Here is a 13,524-nt window from a genome sequence, read left to right on the forward strand (position 1 = left end):
GCCCAGCACGCCGCCGCGGCGATCTTCCACAACCAGGGCGAGGTGTGCATCGCCGGCTCCCGGCTGCTGGTCGAGAACTCGATCCGCGAGGCCTTCGTCGAGAAGGTGCTGGCCGCCGCCGAGGCCATGCAGCCCGGCGACCCGCTGGACCCGAAAAGCTTCATGGGCGCCATGGTCGATCGCGCCCAGTACGAGCGGGTGCTCGACTACATCCGCCGCGGCGTGGAGGAGGGCGCGATCCTGCGCACCGGCGGCGAGGCGACCGAGGTCGAGGGCAAGGGGCTCTTTATCCCGCCGACGGTGTTCGACAGCGTCACCGAGCAGATGGCCATCGGCCGCGAGGAGATCTTCGGCCCGGTGCTCGCGGTGTTCGGCTTCGACAGCGAGGAGGAGGCGGTGCGACTCGCCAACGACAGCGACTACGGCCTGGCGGCCGGGCTGTGGAGCCAGGATATCGATCGCATCATGCGCGTCACGCGCCGGCTGCGCTCGGGGCAGGTGTTCGTCAACAACTGGGCGGGGGGCGATCAGACCATGCCGTTCGGCGGGGTCAAGCAGTCGGGCAACGGCCGCGACAAATCCCACCACTCCCTGGAGGAGTACTCCGACCTGAAGAGCGTGTGGATAACGCTCGCGACCTGAGCGTGGCCCTGGCCCCTGACGGCCGCCGCCGAGGGCGGCGCGCCGGCCTAGGGGCCCGCCTGGCGACGAGAGACCAGGGCCACGTGGTCGAGGAAGAGCCGGAACAGCTGCGACTGGCTCGAGACGTCCAGGCGCTGGTAGATGTGCTTGCGGTGGACCTTGACGGTGCCGTCGCTGATGTCGAGCTGCCGGGCCGCCGACTTGGTGGAGTGGCCCGCCAGCAGCAGCCTGACGATATCGCGCTCCCGGGCGGTAAGGGCCTCCTGGCCGAAGCTGTCGAAGGCGGCCTCCACCGGCTCGTGCTCGGCCAGTCGCTCCTGGAAGCGCTGGCCCTGCCACTTCCAGTACTCCCCGAGCAGCACCTCCAGGACCGGGGCGACATGGCGCAGCGCCTGCAGGCCGCGCCGCGTCATTCGGGGCGCATCCTCGCGAAAGCCCAGTGACACCACCATCACCACGTCGGCATCGACTCGGGCGAACAGGCCGACCTCGTCGGTCAGGCCCAGGGCGCGATAGTAGTGATGGTAGTAGTCGCTTGACTCGAAGCGGTCCGGGGCCAGCTCGCGCAGGCGATGGATGCCGCTCGCCAGGCCGTCGTGAACGGCCTTGAAGAAGGGGTCGAGCAGGTAGGCCTCGCTGAGGTAGCGCTCGATGCCCTGCTCGCGACGCCCCGGCGGGTAGTTGTCGTGGATCAGCAGCGGCCGATGCTGCGCCTGGTAGGTATTGATCAGGATGGTGTCGAAGCCGACCAGCTCGTGGAGGGTCTTCTCGAGCAGGGCGGGGAAGCCGACGCCGCCGGCCGCGAGGATCAGCTGGGCGAGACGCTGGTGCCAGGCCTGGCTATCGGCGATGGCGAGGGTGTCGGTGGAGAGCACGGCGGGGCGTTCCTGACGGCGTGGTGGGTTCCTTGGCCGGTCGAGCATAGCATGGCGAGTGGCGCGCCTTGCCGCCGTCGCAGCCAACGCACGGGGCTCGTGTCCCTACCCTTGCGCGAGGCGCGGTCCACCGGCGGGGGTAGCGGGATGGACGTGCTGGCCTCATCATGGCGCCAGTCACTATCGTCACCATATCGCCAATATCATCGCGATCGATCGCAGGGAGGTCACGTCGACGCCATGCTGGGATTCCTCCAGGGCTTTTCCTACGGCCTCTTCCTGACCTGCCTGCCCTGGCTGCTGGTGGGCCTGATCAATCCGCGCCTGGCCGTGCCGATCGAGCCGCCCGGCCGGCTGCAGGTGATCCTGCGCTACTGCCTGGTGGTGCCCTTCATCAGCCTGCTGCTGTGGCTGACCTCGCTGTGGGGCGGCTTCGGGCCGACCCTCGCGGGCTGGCTGGCGGGGCTGGTGGCGATTCCCGTGGCCCTGCCGCTGGAGCGTCGCCTGCGCCGCTTCCTGGAGCGGCGGCGGGTGCGGCGCTTCCGGGAGCGCCTCGCCGCCGAGGCCGCCCGGCGCCGGGCCGAAGAGGAGCGCGAGGCCCACGAGGCGGGGCTGATGGTGCTCGATCCCGCCCGGCCCCCGGCCGAGGCCGACGACCTGGTGCTGGCGCTGTGCCGCGCCAAGCAGGCGCTGCTCGACGTGCACCGCCCCGACCTGGCCGTCCAGGCCGATCGCCTCTACAGCCGCTATCGCCACCTGCTGGGCGTGCTCGAGGGGCGCTTCGATCGCGGCGAGCTGGCCTTCGCCCGGGCCCGGGAGCTGGTCTCCCAGGTCGGCCTCGGCGCGGTGGATACGCTGCACTCCATGGCCTCCCAGGCCAGCGGGGTGGTCAACGTGGACGGCGACTTCGTGCGCCGGCGCCTCAGCCGCGAGGATCGCCGCCTCGGCACCCAGGAGCGCGAGGCCCTGCGGCGGCGCCTCGAGCTGCTCGAGGAGACCGAGCGGCGGCTGCGCGAGCTGGCCGCGCGCAACGAGGCGGCGCTGACCGTGCTCGACGATACCGCCGTCTCCCTGGCGCGCATCGAGACCAGCCGCCCCCAGGCCTCGGTCACCGCCGAGCGGGCGCTGGCGGAGCTGAGCCGCTTCGTCTCCCGCGCCGAGCGCTACGGACGCAGCGGCTCATGACGTTCGCCCGGGCCCCGGGCCCGCGACACCGCCTGATCCCACCCCCGACCGTTTCCTTGGAGAGGTGACCATGACCCAGCAATCCCCAGATGGCGCCCGCCTGGCGCTGCCGCCGGTGGAGGAGATCGCCCGCGACCTGGACGACGGGGGAACCTCCGCTCGCGCCGATGACGACGCGACCCTGTCGGCACAGGCCGATGCCTTCGTCGAGTCGCTGCTGGACGGCGGCGATGCCGAGGCCCAGGCGCGCCAGCGCCGCGCCGTCGACGAGCTGGGCCTGGAGCTTCAGCAGCAGGCCGCCCACCAGAGCGCGATGCTGCAGACCCCACTGCGTCAGCTGGCCCACCACGGCGACGAGGGCGGCCCGGTGGCCAAGGCGCTGGTCGACCTGCGCGGGCGCATGCAGTCGCTGGACCCCGCCCGGCACAATCTCGCCTCGGGCCCGCTGGATCGGGTGATGGCGCTGATCCCGGGGGCCGGCAGCCGCCTGCAGCGCTATTTCCGCAAGTTCGAGACGGCCCAGCAGGCACTGGACGCGATCATCGCCGACCTGGAAGGCGGCCGCGACATGCTGCGCCGCGACAACCTGACCCTCGACGACGATCAGCAGGCGCTGCGCGAGACCCTCGCCAAGCTCACGCGCCAGATCGCCCTGGGGCGGCGCATCGACGATCGCCTGCAGGTCGCCATCGCGCGGCGCGATGAACAGGACCCGCAGCGACGCTTTCTCGAGGAGGAGTTGCTCTTCCCGCTGCGCCAGCGCATCGTCGACCTGCAGCAGCAGCTGGCGGTCAGCCAGCAGGGCGTGCTGGCCCTCGAGGTGATCATCCGCAACAACCGCGAGCTGATGCGCGGTGTCGACCGTGCCATCAACGTCACCGTCTCGGCGCTGACCGTGGCGGTGACCGTGGCCCTGGCGTTGGCCAACCAGCGCCTGGTGCTCGATCGCGTCGAGTCGCTCAATGCCACCACCTCGGAGATGATCGGCGGCACCGCTCGAGCGCTGCGCCAGCAGGGCGTGGACATCCAGCAGCGGGCCTCGTCGGCGATGCTCGACATGCAGGCCCTGGAGGAGGCCTTCGGCGAGGTGATCGGGGCCATCGACGACCTCTCGCGCTATCGCCGCGAGGCACTGCCGCGCCTGGACGACCAGATCGACCGGCTGGCGACCCTGGCCGGCCAGGGCGGCGAGGCCATCGATCGCCTGGCACGCGGTCGCGAGGGAGAGGACACCATCGAGCCCGACCGGCACGGCTGACCCTGCATCCCGCCCGCACTGGACTATGCTGCTCGAAGGCGCCGGGTCCGGCGCGTAACGGAGGGGCAGGGCGATGGCTGGGGAAAAGAACATCTTCGTGGTGGGGCTCAACGACTTCAATCGCCAGCGGCTCGAGACGCTGCGCGGCGCCGAGCACTGGCGCTTCCACGGCACCATCGCGCCCGAGGCGGTCTACGACACCGAGGAGTTCGATATCGCCGCCATGCTGGCCGAGGCGACGGCCCAGCTCGAGGCCTTCGAGGGCTCCATCGACGCCATCGTCGGCTACATGGACTTTCCCGTCTCGACCATGCTGCCGATCCTCTGCGAGCGCTTCGGCACCACGTCGACGACCCTCGCGAGCCTGCTCAAGTGCGAGCACAAATACTGGAGCCGCCGGGTGCAGAAGGAGGTCATCCCCGACTTCATCCCGGGCTTCACGGCCTTCGATCCCTTCGACGACGAGGCGTTGGTCCGGATCGGCGAGGCGGGGCTCTACTTCCCCTTCTTCATCAAGCCGATCAAGTCCTCGGGATCGCGGCTGGGCTTTCGCATCGACACCCCCGAGGACTTCTATCAAGCCATCGACCAGCTGCGTGAGGCCATCGGGCTGATCGCCGACCCCTTCAACACGGTGCTGGAGCAGGCACGGCTGCCCGACGAGATCGCCGCGGTGGACGGCCACTTCTGCATGGCCGAGGAGATCATCGGCGGCTGGCAGTGCACCGTGGAGGGGTACGTCTTCGCGGGAGACGTGGTCAGCTATGGGATCGTCGACTCGCTGCGCTATCCCCAGGTGCTGAGCTTCTTCCACTACCGCTATCCCTCGGGGCTGCCCGAGCCCATCCAGGCGAAGATGCGCGAGCTGACCGAGACGGTGATGACCCATATCGGCTACGACAATGCCGCCTTCAACGTCGAGTACTTCTGGGACGAGGTGCAGGACCGCATCTGGCTGCTCGAGATCAACACGCGCATCTCCCAGTCCCACTGCGATCTTTTCGAGAAGGTCGACGGTATCAGCCATCAGCAGGTCACCCTCGACCTGGGGCTGGGACAGCGTCCCGACATGCCGCATCGGCAGGGGGCGTTTCCCATGGCGGCCAAGTTCTTCTATCGGGTGTTCTTCACCGATGCCCTGGTGACCCGGGTGCCGACGCCTTCGGAGCTCGCCGAGCTCGAGGCCGACTTCCCGGGCGCGATGATCGATATCCAGGTGGCGGAAGGGCAGTGGCTCTCCTCGCTGCCCGAGCAGGACAGCTACAGCTTCGCCCTGGCGCATGTCTGGCTGGGGGCGACCACGGCCGACGGGCTGCTCGCCGACTACGATCGGCTGGCGGCGCGCCTGGCCTTCGAGTTCGACCAGGTCCAGGGCTGAGCGGGCCATCACGGGACAAGGAGAGCAGGATCATGCGCATCGTCAACGACTTCCCGCGCCGGGTCATGGAGGAGGAAACCTGGATCCCGCTGCCCGACGGCGGCCGCCTGGCGGCGAGGATCTGGCGGCCGGTGGACGCCGAGATTCATCCCGTGCCGGCGATCCTCGAGTACCTGCCCTATCGCAAGCGCGACCTCACTGCCGAGCGCGACGTGCAGAGCCATCCCTACTGGGCGGGGCACGGCTATGCCGGGGTGCGGGTCGACATCCGCGGTACCGGCGAATCCGACGGCGTGCTCACCGACGAGTACCTGCCGAGCGAGTTGGACGACGGCCTGGTGGTTCTCGAATGGCTCCAGGCCCAACCCTGGTGCACCGGCGACGTCGGCATGATCGGCATCTCCTGGGGCGGCTTCAACGGCCTGCAGATCGCCGCCCTGCGTCCCCCCCAGCTCAAGGCCGTGATCACGATCTGCTTCACCGACGACCGCTACGCCGACGACATCCACCACATGGGCGGCTGCCTGCTGGGCGACAACCTCTCCTGGGCCTCGACCATGTTCGACGGCAACGCCTGCCCGCCCGACCCGGACCTGGTGGGCGAGCGCTGGCGCGACATGTGGCTCGAGCGTCTGGACGGCAGCGGCCTGTGGCTCGCCCAGTGGCTCGAGCACCAGCGGCGCGATGACTACTGGAAGCACGGTTCGGTGTGCGAGGACTACACGGCGATCCAGTGCCCGGTCTATGCCGTCAGCGGCTGGGCCGACGGCTACTGCAACGCTGTCTTCCGCCTGCTGGCGGGGCTTCACGTGCCGCGCAAGGGACTGGTCGGCCCCTGGGCCCACAAGTACCCGCACCTCGGCGTGCCGGGACCGGCCATCGGCTTCCTGCAGGAGTCGCTGCGCTGGTGGGACCAGTGGCTCAAGGGTCACGATACCGGGATCATGGAGGAGCCCATGCTGCGGGTCTGGATGCAGGAGTCGATGCCGCCGTCGGCGCGCTATGACGAGCGCCCCGGACGCTGGGTCGCCGAGCCCCAGTGGCCGTCGCCGAACATCACCCCGCAGGCCTTCCGACTCACCCAGGGCCACGATCTGATGGCTGAGGACGAGCCGCGAGAGGACCCGCCGGAGGCCACCCTGGACCTTCGCTCGCCGCTCTCGGTGGGGCTCTATGCGGGCAAGTGGTGCTCCTACAATGCGCCCCCGGATCTGCCCCATGATCAGCGTGAGGAGGATGGTGGCTGCCTGATCTTCCAGACGCCGCGTCTCGAGGCGGCGCTGGAGATCTGCGGCTCGCCGCTGGTCGAGCTCGAGCTCAGCGCCGACCAGCCGGTGGCGATGGTGGCGCTGCGCCTCTCCGATATCGGCGAGGACGACAAGGCCACCCGCGTCTCCTACGGCCTGCTCAACCTCACCCACCGCGACAGCAACGAGCATCCCGAACCGCTGGTACCGGGCCAACGCTATCGAGTGTCCATCCCGCTCAAGCACATCGCCCAGCAGTTCCCGGCGGGCCACGCCATTCGCCTGTCGCTCTCCACCAGCTACTGGCCGCTGGCGTGGCCCTCGCCCGAGCCGGTGCGGATCACCCTCTGGCCCGGCGCCAGTCGGTTGGTGCTGCCGCGGCGCGAGCCACGCCCCGCGGAGGAGGCGGCGCTGCCCGCCTTCGCCGAGCCCGAGGGCGCGCCGGCGCTGGCCAAGACGCTGCTGCAGCCCAGCCAGGAGTCCTGGCGGGTGATCCGCGACCTGGCCCAGGATCGCACCACCCTGGAGGTGGTCCACGACGAGGGGCGCTACCGGATCGACGACATCGACCTGGAGATCGCCGCCAGCGTCACCGAGCGCTACTCCTACGCCTACGGCAGCTACGAGAGCGTCAGCGGCTGGACCGAGTGGCAACGCAGCTTCCGGCGCGGGGAGTGGGAGGTCCACACCCTGACCCGCACCCTGCTGACCTCTGATGCCAACAACTTCCGCATCCGCGCTACCCTCGATGCCTGGGAGGGTGAGACCCGCATCTTCGCCAGGACCTGGGACGAGACGATCCCCCGGGACCTCGTCTAGGGCAGGGGAGGCTGCTATCGTGACGACCTGATTCATACCGGGACGCGCCGATGAGCCTCACCTCCGCCGCCGTGGCCGCGACCGCGACGCCGCGTGCCTCGCGCAAGGAAATTCTCGGCTGGGCGATGTTCGACTTCGCCGGCCAGGCCTACACCCTGCTGATCATCACTGTAGTGTTCGGCGAACTCTTCACCACGGTGATCGTCGGCGATCGCGGCGACGGCTATCGCCTGGCCAACTTCCTGTGGAGCCTGGCGCTGGCCATGAGCTACCTGCTGGTGGTGCTCACCGGTCCGCTGTGCGGGGCGGTGATGGACTACCAGGCGTCGAAGAAGCGCTTCCTATTCGTCAGCTACCTGGCTACCGTGGCGGCCTCCGCGATGCTCTACTTCGTGGTGCCGGGGGCGGTGCTGCTGGGGGTGGTGTTGATCGTGATCGCCAACTACGCCTTCTCCATGGGCGAGTCGTTCATCGCCGCCTTCCTGCCCGACCTCGGTCCGCCGGAGGATCTGGGCAAGATATCCGGCTTCGGCTGGGCGCTGGGCTACGTCGGCGGGCTGCTCGCCGCGGGCTTCTCGCTGTTCATGCTGGGCGAGGCCACGGCGGAGAACTTCGCGCGCGTCCGCTGGGTGGGGCCCTTCGCCGCGGGCTTCTTCCTGATCGCCGCGGTGCCCACCTTCCTGTGGGTGCGGGAGCGCGGCACGCCTCAACCGCCGGGCAAGTCCTATCGCGAGATCGCCGTGGCGCGGGTCGCGACCACGCTGCACGAACTGAAGCGCTTCCGCGACCTGGGCATCTTCCTGGTCTCGCTGCTCTTCTCCATGGCCGGCGTCTACATCGTCATCGCCTTCGCCTTCATCTACGGTGCCCAGGTGATCGGCTGGGACGAGGCGATCCGCAACCTCATGTTCATCATCGTGCAGATCACCGCCGCCGTCGGGGCGCTCGGCTTCGGGTTCATCCAGGATCGCATCGGCACGCGTATCACCTACCTCTTCACCCTGGGGCTCTGGGTGGCGGCGATACTCTCCATCTGGGCCACCCCCGAGGTCACCGCCTTCCTGAATGCCCACCTCGGCCTCGCCTGGGAGGCGCAGCACCTCTTCCTGGTGGTGGGCTGCCTGGCGGGGCTCTCCCTGGGCTCCAGCCAGTCGGCCAGCCGCGCGCTGGTGGGCCTCTTCTCGCCGAGCCGCAAGGCCGCCGAGTTCTTCGGTTTCTGGGGGCTGGCCAACAAGCTTGCCGGGGTGATCGGCATCATCGGCCTGGGGCTGCTCCAGTCGCTGGTGGGGCTCAAGGCCTCGATCCTACTCTGCGCAGCGCTGTTCATCGTCGCCATCCTGGTCTGCCTGTTCGTCGACCAGGCGCGCGGCCAGCAGGCGGCCCGCGACTGGGAGGCGCGCAACGGCCGGTGAAGCCGCTAGACTGAAGGCATTCCCGCGGCTTCCGGAGGTTGCCGTGATGGATCCCATCACGCTTCGCGCCATCGAGCGCATCCTGGTCGTGCTGTTCGCCGGCATGGCGATCTATCTGGGGTACCGGCTGTTCCTGGCGGTACCCACCCAGCGCGACAGCGACGGCAAGTTGACCCTGCCCGGGGGCGCCCAGGTGGTGCTCAATCGGGCCGCCCCCGGGCTCTTCTTTGCCCTGTTCGGCAGCGTCGCCCTCGCCCTCTCGCTGCACAGCGCCATTCAGACCACCTCGACACTGCCAGAGGCCCACCGATCACCGACGGTGGCTCAGTCATCCCAGTCGCCCCGTTTGGAGACCACCCGCTATTATCAGGGGTTCGGCTCCCAGGCCGACGTCGACCCGGCGGTGGTCCAGGCCCGGCTGCGTCGGCTCTTCTACACCCTCAACTCGCTGGCCGAATCCTCGACCAGCGAGGGCAGCCAGGCCGTGGCGGAGCGCGGTGACCTGCGCCAGGTGAAGCTGCTGTTGATGCAGCCCGCCTGGCAGGAGGCATGGGGCGAGTATGCCGCCTTCGCCGGCTGGGCCGGGGCGACCGACGCCCGTGGTGAGCCGCCGGATCCGCGACTGGCCGAGCCGGCGGCGCTCTATCACCAGGGCCAGGCCCCTCGAGGCGTCGACGCCACCGACCTCGGGACGGGCGGCTAGCGGCCATGGGGAAGCCACGGCGTCTCGTCGCGCTGCTGCTGTGCCTGCTGGCCATGCCGGTATCGGCGGCGGTGCCCCTCTACGACGAGGCGACCCTGGCGTACTGGTCGCGGATCACGCCGCAGGACATTCGCCGCGTACATGACGAGGACCTGCTGCCGGCCCTCGAGGCCGAGGAGCGGGCGCGGTTGGCGGGGGTCGAGCTGGTCTTTCCGCTGCGCTGCCCGAGGCCCGCCGGCGAGCCCTTCTGCTACTACCAGCGGACACACGCCGACGGTCGGCGCCAGGTGGTGATGTCGGTGGCCTCGCTGCGCCTGTTCGGCGATCTCGCCCTGGCCACGGCCTGGCTGCAGCTCGAGGGGCTGTCCCTCGAGACGCCCTCCCGCTACGTCGCCATGCTGCGTCATCGCCCGGCTACGGCGTTCCCGTTCGGACGCTACCCGCTGCCCCTGGCGGCGCTGGGGGTGCCGGACGACGTGCGCGACCGCGAGGCGGTCATGGCGCTCTACGGCAAGATCTTCACCTCATCGGTGGTCTTCGTGCTGCTCCATGAGCTGGGGCACGCCCTACATCGCCATCCGGGCTATGGGCCCGGCGTGTCCCGCCAGGCGGCTCGCGGCAACGAGACCGAGGCCGATGCCTTCGCCCTGGACGTCATGGCGCGACTGGGCTATCCGCCGCTGGGTATGAGCCTCTTCTTCACCCTAATGGCCCATTGGGAGCCCAATCGCTGGCACTTTGCCGACGAGGCGGCCTACCGGGCCCACCTGGCCGAGGCCACCCACCCGCTGACTTCGGATCGGCTGCGCGGGCTGGCCTCGGCCCTGGTCGAGCGCAGCGACGCCTTCGCCCGGGCCGAGCCGGACTTTCCCGCCGCCCGCGGGCGGATCATTGGCGTCGCCGACGAGATCGGCCGCCTGGCGGACTTCATGGATGACCGCGATATCCAGGAGGGCATCGCGCGCCTCGGTCGCGCTGCGGATCCGGCCATCCTGGCACCCCGTCGCAGCGGCGAGCGGGTCATCGACCGGGCGTCGCCGCCCGGGACGATGCCCTTCGCCGGCACCTTCGAGGGGCGGCTTGGCGATCCCAGCGGCGAACTGCCGGTAAGGATGGTGCTCGAGCGCCAGGGGGACCGGGTATGGGGCGTGTTCACCTATGGCCTCGGGCTGGGGGAGCTCCAGGGCGAGGTCCAGCAGGGGCGCCTGCATTATGTCTGGACACTGGGTGTGGATCGGGGCCTTGGCGTGATGGAGGCCGATGAACAGGGGCGTCGCCTGCATGGCCGCTGGGGGCGCAAGCGCTCCGAGAACGATGGCGGTTACTGGACCCTGGAACGGATGGATACGCCCTGAACAGTGGCGTATCCGCCATGGCGGCGATCCACCCCCTTTGGTGTGGGTTGTCCCGGTCACCGCAGGGCGAGGCGGGCGGCGTTTTCTGGTGGGCAGCATCGGGTGCCCGGTGTCATCATGCTCAAGAGACTCGCGTGGGGAAGGAGCGCGCATGAGCGACGAACGACGCGCCGTCAGGCGCACCGGGCTTGGCATGATGCTGCTGTTCTGGGTGCTCTTCCTGGCGGGCGGCGCCTGGTGGTTCCAGGGCTATCTCGACGCGCAGCGCAACCCCAACGCCCACCTCGCCGAGGTCTCGGTGGGTGAGGGCGGCCCGGTGGTGCTGGCGCGCAATCGCGCCGGCCACTTCGTGGCCACCGGGCGCATCAACGGCGAGCCGGTGGAGTTCCTGCTCGATACCGGCGCCACCTACGTGGCGGTGCCGGAGGCGCTGGCCGACCGGCTGGGGCTCGAGCGCATCGGCAGCGCCTGGTTCAATACCGCCAACGGGCGCGTGCGCGGCGACCTGGCCACCCTCGAGACGGTGAGCCTGGGCGGCTATGTGGCCCGAGACGTGCGCGGCTCGATCAGTCCCGGGCTCGGCGGCGAGACGGCGCTGCTCGGCATGAGCTTCCTGGGGCGCTTCGACATCGAGATCCGTGGCGAGCAGATGGTGCTGCGCTCGGCGGAGCGGCTCTGAGGTGACCATGGTGATCCTCTCGATCCTGCGACGCCTTCCGCAGGCCCTGCGCGGCTGGGTGCTCATGGCCTGGCGGGTCAAGCGCGCCGTGGTCGCCTACCGGGTCACCATGCTGGCGGCCGGGGTGGCCTTCTACGCGATGCTGGCGCTGTTTCCGGCGATTGCCGCCATCATCTCCCTCTGGGCGCTGGTGCTCGACCCGCAGGACATGGCCCGCCAGATCGGCGAGGTGAGCCGCCTGATGCCCCCCGGCGCGGCACGGCTGGTTCAGGACCAGGCCCTGGAGATCGGCGAGCATACCCAGGCCGGGCTCAGCGCCACGGCCCTGGGCGGCCTGTCGATTGCCATGTTCGTCGCGTCCAAGGGGGTGCGCGGCCTGCTGATCGGCCTGGCGGTGGTGCATGGCGAGACCGAGCGTCGTACCCTGTGGCAGCGGGGCGTGATGATCCTGGCCCTGACCCTGGGACTGGTCGTTACGACCCAGGTGGCGATCGCCTTCGTGGCGCTCTTCCCCCTGGCCATCGAGATGATGGGCCTGGAGGGGCCACTCTTCACCCTCATCGGCCTGCTGCGCTGGCCGGTGCTGCTGCTGGCGATGATGGCGGTCATCGCCGTCTTCTATCGCTACGGGCCCTACCGGAAGACCCCGCGCTGGGAGTGGATCCGCGTGGGTACCCTGGGCGCCACCCTGCTGTGGCTGCTGGGCTCCGGCGGGCTGTCGCTCTATGCGCGCCATGTCGCCAACCTCGGCCAGCTCTACGGCTCCCTCGGCGCGGTGGTCGTGCTGATGCTGTGGTTCTGGCTGTCGGCCTTCGTCGTCTTGCTTGGCGCCCTGATCAATGTGCAAATGGGGCGATCTCCCTCCGCCGAGTTCGAGGCCCAGACCCCATGATGACATTGTGGCAACGCCTTCAGATCGACCTTCCCATCCTCCAGGCCCCCATGGCGGGTGCCCAGGGCAGCGAACTGGCCATCGCCGTCTCCCGGGCCGGCGGCCTCGGCGCCCTGCCTTGCGCCATGCTCTCCCCCGAGGCCATGGCGGCGGAGCTCGCAGCCGTTCGCGCGGCGAGCACGAGCCCGATCAACATCAACGCCTTCTGCCATACCGAGCCCTCCCCGGATCCCGAGCGCCAGGCGCGCTGGCACGCGGCGCTGGCACCCTGGTACGCCGAGTTCGGCCTCGACCTCGAGGCGGTACCGGAGGGCACCGGCCGGCGCCCCTTCGATCATGCGGCCTGCGATGCCTTGGAGCCCTATCGCCCGGAGGTGGTCAGCTTCCACTTCGGGCTGCCGGCGCCCGACCTGCTGGCCCGGGTCAAGGCCTGGGGGGCGACGGTGCTCTCCACGGCCACCACGGTGGCGGAGGCACGCTGGCTCGAGGCCCACGGCGCCGACGCGCTGATCGCCCAGGGGCTCGAGGCCGGCGGCCATCGGGGACACTTCCTGAACGACGACCTGACACGCCAGATGGGCACCCTGGCGCTGCTGCCCCAGGTCCGCCAGGCGGTGAACGTGCCGGTGATCGCCGCCGGCGGCATCGCCGAGGCCCGCGGCGTGGCGGCGGCGCTGGCGCTGGGCGCCGATGCCATCCAGGTGGGGACCGCCTTCCTCTGCTGTCCGGAGTCCCGCGTGTCGGCCATCCATCGCCAGTCGCTGATGAGCGAGGCAGCCCGGCACACGGCCCTGACCAACCTCTACAGCGGCCGCCCGGCCCGGGGCATCGTCACCCGGCTGATGCGCGAGCTGGGGCCGATCAGCGAGGTGGCCCCGGCCTTCCCGCTGGCCACCGCAGCCATCGCCCCGCTGCGGGCCGCCGCCGAGGCGCAAGGACGGGGCGATTTCTCTCCGCTGTGGGCCGGGCAGAACGCCAGCCACTGCCGCGAGGTCCCCGCCGCCGAGGTGGTCGCCGACCTCAGTCGAGGCGTAATTGACTGAACATGATTCGGGGCTCCGGGGAACAGTGAGTTGGCT

12 protein-coding genes are annotated in these 13,524 nt (G+C 69.9%); 11 read left to right on the forward strand and 1 reads right to left on the reverse strand.

The features are described from left to right. The coding region (locus FEI13_RS11625; protein ID WP_138181689.1) for an aldehyde dehydrogenase family protein at positions 1-642 on the forward strand (642 nt) is incomplete at its 5' end. Between the two features lie 47 nt (positions 643-689). On the opposite strand, the gene FEI13_RS11630 is transcribed toward FEI13_RS11625, so the two are convergent. After that, a complete protein-coding gene (locus FEI13_RS11630) occupies positions 690-1,517 on the reverse strand; it encodes a response regulator transcription factor (RefSeq protein WP_138181690.1) in 828 nt (275 codons plus the stop codon). 240 nt (positions 1,518-1,757) lie between these two features. Here FEI13_RS11630 and FEI13_RS11635 point away from each other — a divergent pair, with 240 nt between their 5' ends. From FEI13_RS11635 to FEI13_RS11680, 10 genes are all read left to right on the forward strand, one after another. Continuing rightward, positions 1,758-2,702 (forward strand): cobyrinic acid a,c-diamide synthase, encoded by a 945-nt coding sequence (locus FEI13_RS11635; RefSeq protein WP_138181691.1) that lies wholly within the window; start codon positions 1,758-1,760, stop codon positions 2,700-2,702. A gap of 70 nt (positions 2,703-2,772) precedes the next feature. After that, positions 2,773-3,960, forward strand: a complete 1,188-nt coding sequence (locus tag FEI13_RS11640) for a toxic anion resistance protein (RefSeq protein ID WP_138181692.1) — start codon at positions 2,773-2,775, stop codon at positions 3,958-3,960. 73 nt (positions 3,961-4,033) lie between these two features. Further along, positions 4,034-5,338 (forward strand): ATP-grasp domain-containing protein, encoded by a 1,305-nt coding sequence (locus tag FEI13_RS11645; RefSeq protein WP_138181693.1) that lies wholly within the window; start codon positions 4,034-4,036, stop codon positions 5,336-5,338. A gap of 32 nt (positions 5,339-5,370) precedes the next feature. Then, positions 5,371-7,404: a CocE/NonD family hydrolase gene (locus FEI13_RS11650; protein WP_138181694.1), complete on the forward strand. Its 2,034-nt coding sequence runs from the start codon at positions 5,371-5,373 to the stop codon at positions 7,402-7,404. Between the two features lie 50 nt (positions 7,405-7,454). After that, entirely contained in the window at positions 7,455-8,816 is a 1,362-nt protein-coding gene (locus FEI13_RS11655) for an MFS transporter (RefSeq protein WP_138181695.1), read from the forward strand. A gap of 43 nt (positions 8,817-8,859) precedes the next feature. Next, positions 8,860-9,519, forward strand: a complete 660-nt coding sequence (locus FEI13_RS11660; RefSeq protein ID WP_138181696.1) for a hypothetical protein — start codon at positions 8,860-8,862, stop codon at positions 9,517-9,519. A 5-nt stretch (positions 9,520-9,524) separates the two neighbouring features. Then, on the forward strand, positions 9,525-10,874 hold the full coding sequence (locus FEI13_RS11665) for a M48 family metalloprotease (protein WP_138181697.1): 1,350 nt from the start codon (positions 9,525-9,527) through the stop codon (positions 10,872-10,874). Between the two features lie 151 nt (positions 10,875-11,025). After that, the gene (locus tag FEI13_RS11670; protein WP_138181698.1) at positions 11,026-11,553 is read left to right on the forward strand and encodes a retropepsin-like aspartic protease family protein; all 528 of its coding nucleotides are present in this window, start codon (positions 11,026-11,028) and stop codon (positions 11,551-11,553) included. A gap of 7 nt (positions 11,554-11,560) precedes the next feature. Further along, positions 11,561-12,445: a YihY/virulence factor BrkB family protein gene (locus FEI13_RS11675; RefSeq protein ID WP_138181781.1), complete on the forward strand. Its 885-nt coding sequence runs from the start codon at positions 11,561-11,563 to the stop codon at positions 12,443-12,445. Continuing rightward, positions 12,442-13,488 carry an NAD(P)H-dependent flavin oxidoreductase gene (locus FEI13_RS11680; protein WP_138181699.1) on the forward strand — a complete coding sequence of 349 codons (1,047 nt, stop codon included), beginning with the start codon at positions 12,442-12,444 and terminating at the stop codon, positions 13,486-13,488. The genes FEI13_RS11675 and FEI13_RS11680 overlap by 4 nt, the downstream gene beginning before the upstream one ends. Positions 13,489-13,524: the final 36 nt, after the last annotated feature.

Source organism: Halomonas urmiana (assembly GCF_005780185.1).
Lineage (GTDB): Bacteria > Pseudomonadota > Gammaproteobacteria > Pseudomonadales > Halomonadaceae > Halomonas > Halomonas urmiana.